General features: G+C 37.0%; 19 protein-coding genes. 10 read left to right on the forward strand and 9 right to left on the reverse strand.

Going from position 1 to position 16160, the window contains the following annotated elements:
- A partial coding sequence (locus tag AC1DPQ_RS05940) for a hypothetical protein (RefSeq protein ID WP_477608389.1) occupies positions 1 to 922 on the forward strand: 922 nt, incomplete at its 5' end.
- Positions 923 to 1317: 395 nt separating this feature from the next.
- Here AC1DPQ_RS05940 and AC1DPQ_RS05945 read toward each other — a convergent pair.
- The 4 genes from AC1DPQ_RS05945 to AC1DPQ_RS05960 all read right to left on the reverse strand — a co-directional run bounded on the left by AC1DPQ_RS05945 (position 1318) and on the right by AC1DPQ_RS05960 (position 4977).
- A complete protein-coding gene (locus AC1DPQ_RS05945; RefSeq protein WP_029275363.1) occupies positions 1318 to 2739 on the reverse strand; it encodes a Glu/Leu/Phe/Val family dehydrogenase in 1422 nt (473 codons plus the stop codon).
- A 651-nt stretch (positions 2740 to 3390) separates the two neighbouring features.
- Positions 3391 to 3609: a CcmD family protein gene (locus AC1DPQ_RS05950; protein ID WP_477584510.1), complete on the reverse strand. Its 219-nt coding sequence runs from the start codon at positions 3607 to 3609 to the stop codon at positions 3391 to 3393.
- Between the two features lies 1 nt (position 3610).
- Positions 3611 to 4273 carry a cytochrome c biogenesis protein CcsA gene (gene ccsA, locus AC1DPQ_RS05955; RefSeq protein WP_477584512.1) on the reverse strand — a complete coding sequence of 221 codons (663 nt, stop codon included), beginning with the start codon at positions 4271 to 4273 and terminating at the stop codon, positions 3611 to 3613.
- Positions 4274 to 4311: 38 nt separating this feature from the next.
- Positions 4312 to 4977 (reverse strand): heme exporter protein CcmB, encoded by a 666-nt coding sequence (locus tag AC1DPQ_RS05960; protein ID WP_477584514.1) that lies wholly within the window; start codon positions 4975 to 4977, stop codon positions 4312 to 4314.
- Positions 4978 to 5219: 242 nt separating this feature from the next.
- Here AC1DPQ_RS05960 and AC1DPQ_RS05965 point away from each other — a divergent pair, with 242 nt between their 5' ends.
- Positions 5220 to 5699 (forward strand): methylated-DNA--[protein]-cysteine S-methyltransferase, encoded by a 480-nt coding sequence (locus tag AC1DPQ_RS05965; protein ID WP_477584731.1) that lies wholly within the window; start codon positions 5220 to 5222, stop codon positions 5697 to 5699.
- A 19-nt stretch (positions 5700 to 5718) separates the two neighbouring features.
- The gene (locus tag AC1DPQ_RS05970) at positions 5719 to 6108 is read left to right on the forward strand and encodes a cupin domain-containing protein (RefSeq protein ID WP_029275368.1); all 390 of its coding nucleotides are present in this window, start codon (positions 5719 to 5721) and stop codon (positions 6106 to 6108) included.
- 41 nt (positions 6109 to 6149) lie between these two features.
- Here AC1DPQ_RS05970 and AC1DPQ_RS05975 read toward each other — a convergent pair whose 3' ends face one another.
- The 4 genes from AC1DPQ_RS05975 to AC1DPQ_RS05990 form a co-directional block, all read right to left on the reverse strand.
- A complete protein-coding gene (locus AC1DPQ_RS05975) occupies positions 6150 to 6548 on the reverse strand; it encodes a hypothetical protein (RefSeq protein ID WP_477584730.1) in 399 nt (132 codons plus the stop codon).
- A 185-nt stretch (positions 6549 to 6733) separates the two neighbouring features.
- On the reverse strand, positions 6734 to 7069 hold the full coding sequence (gldC, locus tag AC1DPQ_RS05980) for a gliding motility protein GldC (protein ID WP_057932380.1): 336 nt from the start codon (positions 7067 to 7069) through the stop codon (positions 6734 to 6736).
- 141 nt (positions 7070 to 7210) lie between these two features.
- Positions 7211 to 7483 carry a hypothetical protein gene (locus AC1DPQ_RS05985; RefSeq protein WP_477584729.1) on the reverse strand — a complete coding sequence of 91 codons (273 nt, stop codon included), beginning with the start codon at positions 7481 to 7483 and terminating at the stop codon, positions 7211 to 7213.
- A gap of 98 nt (positions 7484 to 7581) precedes the next feature.
- Positions 7582 to 8928 (reverse strand): DEAD/DEAH box helicase, encoded by a 1347-nt coding sequence (locus AC1DPQ_RS05990; protein WP_477608391.1) that lies wholly within the window; start codon positions 8926 to 8928, stop codon positions 7582 to 7584.
- A 267-nt stretch (positions 8929 to 9195) separates the two neighbouring features.
- On the opposite strand from AC1DPQ_RS05990, the gene AC1DPQ_RS05995 reads away from it, so the two are divergent.
- The 5 genes from AC1DPQ_RS05995 to AC1DPQ_RS06015 are packed head-to-tail and all read left to right on the forward strand — an operon-like array spanning position 9196 to position 11912.
- Entirely contained in the window at positions 9196 to 10530 is a 1335-nt protein-coding gene (locus tag AC1DPQ_RS05995) for a dihydroorotase (protein WP_477608393.1), read from the forward strand.
- Positions 10531 to 10564: 34 nt separating this feature from the next.
- Positions 10565 to 10762, forward strand: a complete 198-nt coding sequence (locus tag AC1DPQ_RS06000; RefSeq protein WP_029275374.1) for a DUF2683 family protein — start codon at positions 10565 to 10567, stop codon at positions 10760 to 10762.
- Complete coding sequence (locus AC1DPQ_RS06005) at positions 10753 to 11022, forward strand: Txe/YoeB family addiction module toxin (RefSeq protein WP_029275375.1); 270 nt, start codon at positions 10753 to 10755, stop codon at positions 11020 to 11022. The genes AC1DPQ_RS06000 and AC1DPQ_RS06005 overlap by 10 nt, the downstream gene beginning before the upstream one ends.
- Before the next feature lie 3 nt (positions 11023 to 11025).
- A complete protein-coding gene (locus AC1DPQ_RS06010) occupies positions 11026 to 11406 on the forward strand; it encodes a DUF3810 family protein (RefSeq protein ID WP_477608395.1) in 381 nt (126 codons plus the stop codon).
- Positions 11361 to 11912, forward strand: a complete 552-nt coding sequence (locus AC1DPQ_RS06015; RefSeq protein ID WP_477608397.1) for a DUF3810 family protein — start codon at positions 11361 to 11363, stop codon at positions 11910 to 11912. Before AC1DPQ_RS06010 ends, AC1DPQ_RS06015 begins: the two co-directional genes overlap by 46 nt.
- Before the next feature lie 36 nt (positions 11913 to 11948).
- On the opposite strand, the gene AC1DPQ_RS06020 is transcribed toward AC1DPQ_RS06015, so the two are convergent.
- On the reverse strand, positions 11949 to 12530 hold the full coding sequence (locus tag AC1DPQ_RS06020; protein ID WP_477608399.1) for a MiaE family protein: 582 nt from the start codon (positions 12528 to 12530) through the stop codon (positions 11949 to 11951).
- A 94-nt stretch (positions 12531 to 12624) separates the two neighbouring features.
- Between AC1DPQ_RS06020 and AC1DPQ_RS06025 the strand changes: the two genes are divergently transcribed.
- Positions 12625 to 13671, forward strand: a complete 1047-nt coding sequence (locus tag AC1DPQ_RS06025; protein ID WP_477608401.1) for a glycosyltransferase family 4 protein — start codon at positions 12625 to 12627, stop codon at positions 13669 to 13671.
- Between the two features lie 149 nt (positions 13672 to 13820).
- Entirely contained in the window at positions 13821 to 15677 is a 1857-nt protein-coding gene (gene dnaK / locus AC1DPQ_RS06030; RefSeq protein WP_477608403.1) for a molecular chaperone DnaK, read from the forward strand.
- Positions 15678 to 16160: the final 483 nt, after the last annotated feature.

Raw genomic sequence — 16160 nt, forward strand, 5'->3', positions numbered from 1 at the left:
GGGTAATGTGGTTATTTATTACGACAGTAAAAGTGCCGCTGTTTCGTTATCGGTTAAAATAGAAAATGTTGACGGAACTTTGATGAACATATTAAGCCAGAAAAACTTTATAAAAGTAACCGAGAGCAGGTTTAAGCATACAGCAAAATCTGTACAGCACATTGCTTTCGAAACCGCATTACATAAAGGATCTGTTAATTTTGATAATGGAGTAGTTAATTTTAGCGATATGGTTACTGCCAACGAGATTATCCCAACGAATACACAGAGCAACCGTGGGCATAATAAAGATGCTATTGCCAGTTTGTGGCTAAATGCTGATTTCAAAAATATAACTCATCGGGCTTTTAAAACAAAGAATTTCAGCATTGAGGCCGATAGTGTATTAAAATATTATAAAGGCAGTGTAGATTTTAATTGGTCAAGTACGATACAACAAACAGATTCTATTGTTACTTATGATTATAACGATGATTTTGAAAAAGTAGCAAAAGTAAGTCTGCAAAAAAGAGATGTACCACAATTCTCTATTGCTATACATGCAGATGCAAATGGTCTAAAAAATTATTTAGCCAAACAAAAAATTATTAATTTAGATAGCAACCAAGTTAACAAAAGTGCATTTCCGCTCTATCAGGTTTTCGTAGAAAGTGATCTCAAAAAGCTTTATTTCGGAACAAAAAGACAGATGTCTTTCAAAAATGTACCCGCCCCCTCTCCAGATTTTTTCTACTTCTTTATTAATTTTGAAAAGCTGCATAAACAATCAAATATGGCTCAGTTTAGCAGTTATCTTAAAACATACAAAACACTTCAGGTTATCGGAAAATTAATTGGTGGAAAGCAGATGCGGTTTGACGGGAACTTAACATTGATGAATAAGGATATTAATTCGCTTTATCAAATATTGAAAGGACTATAAAGCATTTTTTGTTTTTTTGTTGATTTAAGGTGATTGGCATAGATTAAATAGCCCGTGGAATAACGCTGTCCTTCAACAGGTTCAGAACAGATATAGTCATCCTCTTTGTGCACTTTGCCAACTACCCCTTGTTTCTAAACCTGATGGGACGGATGCCAATTCCTTCAATTGGCAGGAGGTACAGCAGGGCCAACCCGCCCCTATGCAATACAGACCATTTATTTCCAAAACAAAAAAGCTAGAAATGGCTTACACGATCAGCTAAATATTCAAATCGGAATTTGTGATAACGAACTTGGACACAAAAAAGCCCTGCAGTTTTAATCCTGCAAGGCTTCATAATAAGATTGCCACATTCCGATAAAGGATCGGGATTCGCAATGACGATTAGTTGATTATGGCCAAACACCTAAATTCATATAAGAAACCGCAATTTTATCGATTGAATTTACAAAAGCAGCTGTTCTTAATGTTTGAGTTGCCGGTTTGTTCATTAATGTTTCGCGGATTTCATGGTAAGAATGGATCATAGTGTCTTCTAAACCAGAGTTTACCAATTCCATTTCAGATGCACCTTTAACAATCATTAAACGATGCTCAGGAAGGATCGTTTTACCGGTTAGGTTTTCTAAAGTATTGATCAGATTTGCATTTGAATTAGCTGCATAACGGTTCTCCATACGACCGAAAGCCACGTGAGAAAGGTTTTTCAACCACTCAAAATAAGAAACCGTAACACCGCCCGCATTGCAATACATATCAGGAATGATGATACCGCCCATTTCGGTAAAAATTGTTTCAGCTTCTGGCGTTGTTGGACCATTTGCACCTTCGGCAATAATTTTTGCCTTGATATTACGGATATTTAGCTCGGTAAATTGGTTTTCTAAAGCTGCAGGAACAATGATATCACAATCTTGCTCTAAACCTTCCATCGAATTTTTAAAATCTTTAGCGCCTGGGAAACCTAAAATTGAACCCGTGTTTTTACGGTGTGCAAAAACCTCATCAACATTTAATCCGTTTGCATTGTAGATAGCACCTTCAAATTCGCATAAACCTACAATGGTAGCACCAAATTCTGCCAAGAATTTAGCCGAGTGGTAGCCCACATTACCTAAACCTTGAACGATTACTCTTTTATCGCCTAAACCAGCTTTAAAGCCTATTTTAGCCATATCTTCTGCCACTTCTACACATTCGCGTACGGCATAAGCAACACCACGCCCTGTAGCTTCCTTACGGCCACGGATACCATGTAAAGCAATTGGTTTACCAGTTACACAGCCTAAAGCGTCTAACTGACCAGGATTCATAGTCATATAGGTATCGGCAATCCAGCTCATTTCGCGTTCGCCAGATCCATAATCAGGAGCAGGAACATCGATACCAGGGCCAATAAAATTTTTCTTAATTAATTCTGTAGTATAACGGCGGGTGATGGTTTCTAACTCGGCAACACTGTATTGTTTAGTGTTAATTTTAATACCACCTTTTGCGCCACCAAATGGAACGTTAACAATAGCGCACTTGTAAGTCATTAAGGCAGCAAGCGCCATAACCTCATCTTCGTTTACCATTTCACTGTAGCGGATACCACCCTTGGTAGGGCTCATGTGGTGAGAGTGTTCTACGCGCCAAGCATCAATTACTTCAAAACCGTTTCCGCGGCGGATTGGGAACTGGAAACGATACACACTATTACATGTTTTAATCTGGTTCAATAAACCTTCTGGATGATTGGTGAATTGAGCCGCACTGTCAAAGTTCTTACAAACATCTGCAAAGAACTTGTTCTCGTCTGCTAGATTAGCCATTATTTATTTTTTATATTGAATAAGTTTTCGGTGCAAAATTGCCTAAAAAAACTGCACATATCCAAATGCAAAAAGACTTAGTGTAAAGCAAACACCATTCTATTTTAGCTCAACAACAGTTTTTATACCCGTTGGAGAAAACTGTCGAAAAACCATACCCAAACACGTTTAAATGCAGATATCTTAGGTAGCCTACATCATAAAAACGACTATTTTTATAGGTTTTACACAGGCTATTTTGATCTAAAAAAATTTATAAAAAAAATATTCAAAATAGCCTTTTGTTGCAACGTTCAATAAATAGAAGCTAAAAAACAGATCAATATTACGAATATTGCAAATACGAATAAAAAACAGGACATAAAAAAAGTGACCAATTGTGTTGACCACTTCTTAATTTAACCTAAATCGTCCCGTTGATTTAATTTATAACTAACCAAACTTGATCAATAAATTACCAAAAAACAATACTGTGATGTAGGTATTTTATGTGGTTACTACTCTGTATTTTTAATTAGGGCTTTTAAAATTAGCAAAAACCTCTTTTACAATGAGATAAACACAAAAAAATAACAAATTTAATCTTAAAACATAGCTACTTACCAGCCATTAAAGCCTAATATGGTTTTAACCAGAATCGTATTTACGCTATTATTTATCAGTTTGGTTTTCTTTTTCGATTTTCTTTAATCTTTTATCGATTGAGAACAGGTAGGCCAACAAACCCACAAGAATAATTACGATACATATTACCACAACATATATCTTTCCATTGCTGCGAAGGCTATCAGCCATTTCTACGCCATTATCCTGCGCAAATAATTGCATGGCGGCCATCATTAATATCAGGGAGAAAAGAGTCTTCTTCATGTTAGTTTTCTTGTTGTTTGTTTTCTAATGAACGTAATCTAAAACGAATAGTATAAATCCAAAAGCCAATAATTGACCAGCCAATAAATGCCGGATATAAAACGGCTCTCATTCTGCTATCTAAATCGTAACTGTTAAAACCAGGATTTCCACCATTACCAGGGTGTAATGAGTCTGATAATCTTGGGAGTACCATAATAAGTACAACCATCATAGGAAAAGCAAAGATATTATAGATGGCAGATATTTTTGCTCTTTTTTGTTCTTCATCAATTGCATTTCGAAGAATTAAATAAGCAAAATATAATAATATGGCAATCGCACTAAAATTTTGCTTTACATCAAAACTCCAAAACTGCCCCCAGGTAAATTTAGCCCAAAAAGATCCTGTTATTAAGCCAAGTATACTAAAAACCACACCTACATTTACACTTTCAACAGCTTTTGTATCGTAGCTTTCTTTACCCTTAAGTAAAAACATAACACTATAAAAAACTGAGATAGAAAATAGTGTAATCATGGCAAACCACATTGGCACATGAAAGTATAAATTTCTTATGGTCTCATTCAAAATTGCCAATCTAGGTACACCGATCAGTAATCCTCCAATTGTTGAATACAAAACCAATATGGAGCCCAAAATTTTCCACCACGTTTTACGCATATATTATTTATAAATTATTTTGATTTATATTGGCCAATTTAATCCCTCCAAAGGTAAGGAAATAACAATAAAGCGGTTGCAACCGTAACTGCATTAACTGCTAAAAGCATGCCTATTTCATCATAACTGGTATCCCATGGTAAACCATCCACAGCATTCTTAGCTAATCTAATTAAAAGTATAAGAATGGGAATAATAATTGGAAAGCTTAAAATCGCCATTAACATTCCACCATTACCGGCTTTACTTGCTATGGCCGAAACCATTGTAAAAACGGTTGAGAAACTAATTGCACCTAGTACTATAGCTAGATAATACATTAATAAATTCGTGTCATTATATGTACCAAAAACCAAAATATAAAAACCAAGGGCAAGTGTGGTTAAAACAAGCATTAAAAGCACGTTGTAAATCATCTTTGAAATAAGAACAGCTGCCGGACTCGCCAAAATGTAACTGTACAACTGCTGGCCTTTAGTTTCTTGCAAAAAACTTTTCGATACGCCATTGATAGAGGCAAAAAGCATGATAATCCAAAACAAGGCATTCCATGTTAATTTATCGCCCAAGCTAACAAAAGAGAGGTAACAAGTAAAAATGGTAGAAACCACATAGAGCAATACACCGTTAATGGTATATTTGGAGCGCCACTCTAACAATACTTCCTTGTGAATTAAATATTTAACCTCTTTGGCCAATTGCATAACCGCAAAGATACTTTTATTGATAAATATTGCACGCTTAAATTGTTGTATTGTTGTAATTTTGTTTAAAGTTTAGGTGGCAGAAAAAAGTTTTGAACCACAGATGAAGAGAATAAACACAGATGGCATTTTTTCGTAGCAGCACAAATGTTCTAAAGCTCTAAATTAGGTGCGGAACACAAAAAAATGTCCACAACAATCTGTGTTCATCTGTGAGAATCTGTGGTTAAAGTAATTATGATATGAACTACGCATCAGTTATAGCATCGCCTGTTGGCACAATAACCATCTTAGCTGATGACGAATTTGTACATGTAATTACTTTTGCTGAAAAGGATATTACAGGATTATCAGAAAACGCACTTACGGTAAAGGTAGCCAATCAGTTAAATGATTATTTTAAAGGCGACTTAAAGGATTTTGATTTCCCGTTGAAGCAAAAAGGGACTGAATTTCAACAGGAGGTCTGGCAGAATTTACTGACTATACCTTTTGGCGAAACCACTTCATATGCCAAATTTTCTGCACACAATCCATTAGCGATACGGGCTATTGCTGCAGCAAATGGAAAAAACAATATTGCCATTGTAGTACCATGTCATAGGGTAATTGGCAGTAACGGCAAACTGGTGGGGTATGCAGGTGGTTTATGGCGTAAGCAATGGCTACTACAACACGAACGTGAGGTTGCCAAAAAAGGACAAACTGAATTAAAATTTTAAAACCCTATTTTTTTTGCAGATGAATACAGACCAAGCCGAAACAACTAAAAATTATATAAAAGCCATCCGTTTAATTAATATTGAAGATAACAAGTGTGCTTTTGAAACGGGTACAATCCCTATCCGTCAACATATCAATGCCAATTATTTTTTCGCCCAAACCGATGTATCAACTTTAGAGAAGATCCCTCATCCTGCACCAAGGCGTCAATACGTAATTACGCTTAAGGGTAAACTTCGGTTTACAGTAAGCAATGGCGAAACATTTATTATCGAGCCGGGGATTATACTCATTGCCAATGATACGGCCGGAGAAGGGCACACCTGGCAAGTTATAGAAGGCAATGAATGGGAAAGAATCTATATTCCCCTGGAAGATGATACCAACGATTATTTTATCGCAGATTAACGTTTTTAAAACCAGCTAAGCTCATAATTGCACAAAAAAGCTTAAGCGGTAATTTTTTCACCACGTTTAACACTGAAAAGCATAAATATAACACCGACCAAAAGTACAATCCAGCCCCACTGGAAATGAACAACTTTACCGATAAGTTTATTGGCGAAGCCATATTTAGTATAATTATTTGCAGTAAAATAAACAGCAACTACCGCTAAAACATACCAGATAGCCATTACGAAACTCATAAACTTAAAGGCACCAACTTTTCTGATAAACAGAAACAATACCGAAATGGCAATAATGGCATAAGTGATCAAAAACAAACGTGCATCTGATTGATACAAATTCCAATTGCCTTTAATGGGTACTTTTAACATTGGGCAGAAACCTGCAATAATACATAACAAAATGCCTAACCAAGCCCTGAATTTATTTAATACTAACATATTTTTTGGTTAATCGGTTAACTGTCTAAATTGGTTAATTGTTTATGACAGAAGTTAATGATTAATAGTTTAATAGCTAACTTGTCTGGCATTTTTTAATGACTAATGACTAATGACTAATGACTAATGACTAATGACTAATGACTAATGACTAATGACTAATGACTAATGACTAATGAACCAAACTATTGTCCCTCAATAATCCCCATCTTATCTGCGAAGTGGGCACAGTAATCACGTAAATCTTCAACAATCAACGTTTCGTTTGTGGCTTTTAAAAAGCTATCGCCCATGGTTTGCAAAGTTTCGTAGAAGAAACGTTTCATCTCATCAACAGGCATATCCTTTGTCCAAAGATCTATCTTTAAAGTGTTTTTATAATTGTGGTCCCAAACCGATAAAAACATCGCCTTTGCAGGCACTTTATCAGCGTTTCCAGCATCTGTACTCTCCCAAAGTATATTATCTGGGTTATTGCCTTCATCTAACTCAACGGTTATTTTTATTTCTGCTTTTTTCATATAATATTGATTTCACCGATTTAACCGATTCCTCCGATTTAGACCGACTAATTTTTCCGGATGCAAAGATGCTTATTTAATTTGATTCCACAGATTGGTTGATTACACCGATAAAGATTGTTGAGAATTTTTACGTTTTAATTACGCTACTTTTTGGAGTATCAGCATCAAAACAGCTGCAATAACGATAAATATCAATTCAACCACCCAGATCCTTTTAATATCTTTTAACGTGAATCGGAAAATCATATCAGTAATAAAGGTTACAAGGATAAGGCAACCTAAAATCAGGAGATAAAAGCCGCTCATATCCACATGGCGTGGTGCTGTGCTTTTCTCTGAAACTAAATTTACAACCACTAATCCCAAACCAATGGCGCTAACGATATTTAAAGGCGTAATCCTAAAGTTCATCTGTGTTTATTTATTTGTTTTCAATTGTCAGATGGAGCCTTTGACAATTGAAATAATTATTTAGAAAATTAATAATTATTTTAATTGTGTCGGGTTCATTACTTTTTCTTATCGAATTTTTTACCTTTTTTAAAAGTCTTTACCTGCTTACCAGCCTTTGCTTTAGCTTTTTCTCGTACCTTTTTCTCTATCGCAGCAGCGTGTTTTTTCTCATGGAAAGCCCCTTTAAAATCAGGATCTTCCTTACGTTTCTGCATATCGATTTCCTTTGCAATATGCTGACGCTCCTCGTAAGGCGTTTCATCAATAAAAACACCTTCCGGAATTTCAGCCACTGGAATATATTGGCGGATCAATTTTTCGATCTTGCGGATATAATATTTTTCGGCATCCGTTGCTAAGGTAATCGCATCACCTTTGGCAAAAGCCCTACCAGTACGGCCAATACGGTGTACATAATCTTCGATAATGATGGGCACATCGAAATTGATCACATGACTTACATCACTCACATCAATACCCCTACTTGCCACATCTGTAGCCACTAGAACCCTGATATTACCTTCTTTGAAACTATTTATGGAGTTAATTCTGGTATTTTGTCCTTTATTGGCGTGGATCACACGGACATTCTCAGCACCATATCTGCGCTCAATGAAACTGTAAATATTATCAGCAACGGTTTTTGTTTTACAGAAAATGATCAGACGGTTAAAAGCCTCATCATTCTTCAGCAAATGCTGCAATAAATTAATTTTAGTTTTGAAATTGGGAACGTAATACAAAGTCTGCGTTACATTTGCTGCAGGAGTTGCTTGCGCAGATGCTTCAATCACAAGTGGATTATTCAAGAAATCGCCCGCAATTTTCTGCACTAAATCGCTCATGGTTGCCGAAAACAATAAATTTTGGCGTTTACGCGGTACGATTTCCAAAATCCGGTGTATAGAGCCAATAAAGCCCATATCCATCATTTTATCCGCTTCATCCAGCACCAAAAATTTTAGGCTCTGTGTATTAATATCACCAGCTAAATATAAATCCAGGAATCTTCCGGGTGTGGCAATTAAAATATCAACCCCTTTTGCAATTTGCTCTTTCTGTGTTTTCGGACCAATTCCACCAAAAATTACCAAAGAACGTAAATCTGTATAAGTAGAAAACAACTTTACCTGCTCGGCAATCTGCATTGCCAGTTCGCGTGTTGGAGATAAAATCAGCGCTCTTGGATTATCGCCCTGAGCATATTTCAATTGCATTAAAATTGGCAAAACAAAAGCAGCGGTTTTTCCTGTACCAGTTTCGGCAATACCGAAAATATCCTGTCCAGATAGTACTGGTGCAATTGCTTTTTCCTGTATCGGCGTGGCAACGGTGTAACCTGCATCCGCAACTGCATTTAAAATTTGCCTGTTTAACTTAAATTCTTCGAACGATTTTGCCATAGCGCACAAAGATAGGCTTTTTAAGCGGAAAGCTTAAAAGCAAGTCTAAAGCAAAAAGACCAAAGCTATTTAGAAAAGCAATTTCAGTAATTCTTCGGTTCCGGCAGCCCTGCTATCCGTTTTATCCCGATGAAAATCGGGATGCCCACTACTATCAGGTTTATCTAACCAAAAACAGTAACATTAAACTCAATTCCCCTATCCACAGCATCAAAATCTTGATACTTGATACTAACTACTTAACACTAAATTACTACCTTTGAAACCATGAATACTTACCTGATAAAAGCTGCCACAATTGTAAATGAAGGACAAAAAATTGTTGCCGATGTATTGATAAAAGATGGATTGATAGCCAAAATCGGTCAAAATCTATCTGCACCTGATGCGCAAGAAATTAACGCAGAAGGACAATACCTTTTACCAGGGATGATTGACGATCAGGTACATTTCCGCGAGCCAGGTTTAACCCATAAAGCCGATATTTTTACCGAAAGTATGGCCGCTGTAGCCGGAGGAATTACCTCTTTCATGGAAATGCCCAATACGGTACCCAATACCTTAACACAGGATTTATTAGCTGATAAATATGAAATTGCTGCCCAAACTTCGTTAGCGAATTATTCGTTTTATATGGGGGCCAGTAATGACAATATTGAAGAGGTTTTAAAAACCGATCCTAAAAATGTTTGCGGGATTAAAGTTTTTATGGGTTCATCAACTGGAAATATGCTGGTTGATAACGAAAAAACCTTAGAAAACATTTTTAGCAAAGCACCAATATTAGTGGCCACCCACTGCGAAGATGAAGCAACTATACGCGAAAACTTAGCCAAGTTCAAGGCGCAATACGGTGAAGACCTGACCATTGATATGCATCCTTTAATCCGCAGCGCAGAGGCCTGTTATAAATCTTCATCATTAGCGGTCGAACTGGCTAAAACTTATCGAACCCGCTTGCATATCTTACATATTTCTACTGCAAAAGAAATAGCACTATTCGATAATATTACCGTGCTAAAGGATAAAAAAATTACGGCTGAAGCTTGTGTGCACCACCTTTGGTTTAACGATAAAGATTACGCTTCAAAAGGAAATTTCATTAAATGGAACCCTGCGGTAAAAACCGAAGATGATCAAAAAGGTGTGCTTAAAGGTGTTCTTGAAGATTATATTGATGTAATTGCAACAGATCACGCGCCACACACACTAGCAGAAAAGCAGCAGCCTTACGCCCAAGCCCCATCTGGTGGTCCATTGGTACAACATGCCTTACCAGCACTACTAGAAATGCATTTACAGGGTAAAATCTCTTTAGAGAAAATTGTTGAAAAAACAGCACACAACCTGGCCATCTGTTTTGATATCGAAAAACGCGGTTTCATCCGTGAAGGGTATTGGGCAGACTTAGTGTTGGTAGACCTGAAAGATTCCTGGACAGTAACCAAACTTAATAATTTCTATAAATGTGGTTGGAGTCCGTTCGATGGAGATACCTTCCAGGCAAGCATTACCCACACTTTTGTATCAGGAAACCTGGCTTATCAAAATGGCAAATTTACGACCGATCAGATTGGAAAACGCCTAACTTTTGCAAGATAGATTTGTTATATTTGTTTTATCACAATGAAATAACATGGAAACACTAATCGTACATCCAAAAAACGAAGAACAATCAACAGCTTTAAAAGCAGTTATGAAAGTTTTGAAGATTGATTTCGAGACTGAAAAAAGCCCATACAATCCTGAGTTTGTTAAAGAAATATTAAAAGCAAAAGAAGATATCAAAAATGGCAAAGGCGTAAAAATTGCAGTCGAAGATTTATGGAAGTAATATTTGCTCCAAAGGCAATTGAGCACTTAAACTATTGGAAGAAATCGGGTAACAAAGCTATTCAGAAAAAAATTGAGCAGTTAATTATAGCAATTCAAGAAAATCCGTTTGAAGGGATTGGCAAACCAGAGCCACTTAAATATGAGTTATCAGGCTCTTGGTCTCGTAGAATAAATGAAGAACACCGCATTATTTATGAAATTCACAACGATGGATTAATTGTCATCCTGGAAATTCAATCCCTAAAAGGCCATTATTAAGGGGTGATTAAGCATTTTAAACATACAAAACTGATTATTCTAATCAGCCTCGCTATACTCATTTACCTCTTTGGTTTTTACCCTGGTCTGGTCCAAAAATATTATTCAACAGGTTTTTATCTTTACATTTCTTCAGCATTAAGGTTTATATCATCTATTTTTCCTTTCGCCATTGGCGATATCATTTATGCCTTATTGATTGGTTTTGTACTTTATAAAATTGTGAGGTTTTATAAACAACGAAAATCGCTAAAAAGACAGGATAGGATTCTTGTTCCTTTACAAACTCTCAACTTCTTCCTGATGCTCTATATCATTCGGCAACAGCCTATTCGCTTATGTCGCGAAAAAATAAATTATTCCAATATCCAAACCCTTGCTTAAAGTCTGTTTTAAATTCATGGCTAATCAGTAAAATTGGCATCGAAGGYTATTACGCCCCGCTTTCTGGCGAAGCCAATATGAATATGAATTTACCAGATTTCGTTAAACCTTATGTAAGCTGCCACGAAATAGGCCATCAATTGGGCGTCGCTTATGAGGATGAAGCCAATCTTTTGGGTTATCTCACGGCAAGCAACAGCGTTGATCTGAATTACCAATATTCTGCCAATTATGAAATGTTGCGGTATATTTTGTTTGAGATCAGGATGAAATCACCTGACGATTATAAATTACTTTATTTGAAACTCGTACCGCAGGTTTTAGCCGATTTCAAAACTGAAAAAGAATTCTGGCGAAAATACAATGGCAATATGTTCGGTTATATGGATGCCGCGTTCGATAGTTTCTTAAAACTGAACAATCAGAAAAAAGGAATCGATAGTTATCAGGATATTGTAATTTGGCTATGGAATATACATAAAAAGGAGTTGACAGTTGCCAATTAACAGTTGATGATGAAAAACTGCAAACCAAAAACTGAACTATCCGTGTATTGCTTCTTTAGTTCCAAAACTCTGAATCAATTCCCCTTCAAAATCTAACCATTCTTTCCAGCGTTTATCTACATCAACATCGGTACTGTATTTACGCGCAAAATTTAAAAATGTGGTATAATGCCCGGCTTCTGACACCATCAGTTCGTGGTAAAACTTGGCCAGCTCCTGATCTTTTATATTTAACGAAAGTACCCTGAAACGTTCGCAGCTTCTGGCTTCAATCATCGCCGCAAATAATAACCGGTCAACAAAAGCCATATTCCGGCTTCCATCTTTTTTGCTAAATTTCACCAAACGACCAACATAGTCATCTTTTCGCTCGCGACTTAAAGTATAACCACGTTTTTTTATAATTTCAATTACCATCTGAAAATGCTGCATTTCTTCGATAGCAATCGCTGTTAATTCATCTACAAGATCCTGATGTTCTGAATTTTGAGTAATTAAAGTAATGGCATTGGTTGCCGCTTTTTGTTCGCACCAGGCATGGTCAGATAAAATTTCTTCTAAATTTGATTCCGCAATATTTGCCCAACGTGGGTCTGTCAATAATTTTAATCCTAACATGTGGTGCTTGTAATTGAGCTGCAAAATTAGAAATAATCGGCACGGTTTTAAAATTGTGAGCTAAAAAGCCCTTATTTTGCAGAAATTTTAAATCATGGCTACTAAGAAATTATTAATTATTGGATTTGTTTGGCCCGAACCAACTTCATCGGCAGCAGGCACAAGAATGATCCAATTGGTTGATTTATTTCTGTCTAAAGGTTATCAGATTACTTTTGCATCGGCAGCATCAAAAAGCGATTTCAGTTATCATTTTAGTAACACTAGCATTGTAGAGCAACAAATCAAATTAAACGACGAAAGTTTCAACCTATTTCTGAAAGAATTAAACCCCGAAATAGTGTTGTTCGATCGCTTTATGGTAGAAGAGCAATATGGCTGGCGGGTTCAGCAGCTGAAAAATCAATTCAAAATTGATCCTTCACTGATCTATTATTTACCATTTCTCGAAGAAGAGATCGATCAGCAAGTTATCGAAAAATGGATTCCCTTTGAAAATCGGGCAGATTTTGTTTTCATTGGCAATTTCCTTCATGAGCCCAATTGGAATACCGTTCAGGTTTTAAAAACCAAGATCTGGCCAGTGCTCAGAAAAAGGCTTCCGAATGCGAATTTGAATATATTTGGGTCTTATGCCTCGCAAAAAGTGCTGCAACTGGATAACAAAAGTGAAAAATTCCTAATTAAAGGAAGAGCTTTAGATGCTAAGGAAACCATTGCTCAACATCGGATATTGCTTGCTCCTATTCAGTTCGGTGCAGGTGTAAAAGGTAAATTTATCGATGCCATGCAGGTAGGTACACCCTCGGTTACCACATCTGTCGGTGCAGAAGCCATGAAAGGCAATTTAGATTGGAACGGCGGCATTGAAGATAATTTAGAGTTATTTATTGATGAAGCTGTAAAGTTATATCAGGTTAAAAACTCTTGGCAAATTGCACAACAGAATGGCGTACAGATTATTAACCAAAGGTATTCTGCTAAATATTTTACAGATCAATTCATACAAGAAGTTGAAAGATTAGCTTCACATTTAACGGCACACCGGCAAAATAATTTTTTCGGACAGATTTTAAACCACCACACCGCGCAAAGCACCAAATATATGTCGTTGTGGATTGAAGAGAAAAATAGAAAGTAGTCCAGAGTCTTTAGTCCGAAGTCGGGAGTCCGAAGATATAGCGATATCAATAAAACTCCCGACTTTCGGACCTCCAACCTCGGACTTTTTCAACTAAAACTTACAACTTAACAACAATTTTAGCACAACATTATTGTAAATTTGCAGCCATGGCAAAAATATCAATTAACCTTGCTACAGGTTCGTTTCAAAAGGAAGAAATTATAGTTGGAATAGATTTAGGCACAACCAATAGTTTGGTGGCGTTTATCAATCCAGATAAAAATCCGCAGGTAATTAACGATGCAGGTAAAGGAATATTGGTACCATCTGTGGTATATTTTAATGGCCAGAATGAAGCCGTTGTAGGTAACGAGGCTAAAGAATACTTAACCACTGACCCTTCAAACACCATTTTTTCAGTTAAAAGATTACTTGGCCGCTCTTACAAAGATGTAGCCGAACATGCAGCTATTTTTTCTTACAAAATTATAGACGATGATAGCGATGCTTTGGTGAAAATCCACGCTGGCGACCGTTTCTACACACCGATCGAATTATCGGGAGAAATTTTGAAAGAACTTAAAGCAAGAGCAGAACATGCCTTAAAAACACCGGTTAACAGGGCTGTAATCACTGTGCCTGCATATTTTAACGATAGTCAGCGTCAGGCCACACGAGATGCCGGAAAACTGGCCGGTTTGGATGTGATGCGTATTGTAAATGAACCTACCGCAGCAAGTTTGGCTTACGGAATTGGTTTAGATCCCTCACAACAAAAAACAATAGCGGTTTACGACTTAGGAGGTGGAACATTTGATGTTTCTATTCTGCAGATCCAGAATGGAATTTTCGAGGTATTGGCCACAAACGGCAATACTTATTTGGGTGGTGATGATTTCGATAGGGCCATTTTACACTACTGGTTGGAGAAAAACAACCTAGATGTAGCCGTAGTTGCTCATGACAATATTTTGATGCAAACCTTACGTCTACAGGCTGAGGCTGCTAAAAAAGCACTATCTACCCAGAACTTATACAACGAGCAAGTTGGCGAAATCTTGTGCACACTTGATAAACAAACTTTTGAGCAGTTAATTTCGGCGAAGGTTGAAGAAACCATCACTGCTTGTAAAAATGCATTAAAGGATGCAGATCTATCAGCCAGCGATATAGATGAGGTAATTTTAGTAGGAGGTTCTACCCGTACACCTTTTGTAAAACAGGCTGTAGAAAATTTCTTTGGTAAAAAACCACAGGATAATATCAATCCTGATGAAGTAGTAGCACTTGGTGCAGCCATTCAGGCCGATGTTTTGGCAGGAAATCGTTCTGATATCTTGTTGTTAGATGTTACGCCACTTTCTTTGGGTATCGAAACCATGGGTGGCCTAATGGATGTAATTATTGCCCGTAACAGTAAAGTACCTACTAAAGCCGGCCGTCAATACACCACTTCGATAGATGGACAGGTAAATATGAAAATCTCTGTTTATCAGGGTGAGCGAGATTTAGTGAAAGAAAACAGAAAACTGGCTGAATTCGACTTAAAGGGAATTCCTGCAATGCCTGCGGGTTTGCCAAAAGTAGACATCAACTTTTTACTGAATGCAGATGGAATTTTAACCGTTCAGGCGATAGAGTTACGCTCGGGTGTTAAACAAGAGATAGAAATTACGCCAAGTTATGGCTTAAGTGACGATACAGTAGAGAAAATGCTCCTCGACAGTATAGAACATGCCAAAAGTGATGTGGAGCAACGTATGCTCATTGAAGCGAGAAGTGAGGGTGAGCAATTGCTTTATACCGCCGAACGTTTTATCGAAAAACATGCCGAACATTTAACTGAAGAAGAAATTTCAGATACTAAAGTGCACATCGAAGCACTTAAAACGGCTTTAGCTACTCAAGAAAAAGATACCATTTTGAAGAAAGCAGACGAGCTGAACGAATTTACCCGCCCTTTTGCCGAACGGGTGATGGACGCAGCGATTTCCACTGCCATGAAAGGTAAGAAGATAGAGTAGTTTTCAGTTGGCAATTTAACATAATCGCGTCATTCTGAACTTGTTTCAGAATCTTTCCTGTTATTGAGGCCAATACATTTGTTTTTTTGTTTTGGAAAGCAAAGGCAATGCTTATCGGTTCCGATAGTCCCGCTTACCGCTTTATCCCGATGAAAAGATCGGGATGCTCGCTATAATCGGGTTTAGCTAACTCGGGATAGCATAAAAAACTCAGGTTGCAGGGCGCTTAAACAATTTTAATCTCCAGTTTTCAGTTAGCAATTTAATACAATCGCGTTAATCCTGATCCGATAGCTATAGGCTGATATGACCTTATGTTCCTTATATGGTTCAAATCTGTTTAAAATTTTCATTCCGAACTTTTATTTGGAAAGCAATGCCAATGTTTATCGGCTCCGAAAGCCCCGCTTTTGTTTCTGCCGATGCTAAGTTAGTGCCGATTCATCGGTAAAGAATCGGCATCCACGCCAATCGGGTTTGAAC

The sequence above is a fragment of the Pedobacter sp. 01T416_2 genome (genome assembly GCF_056398925.1).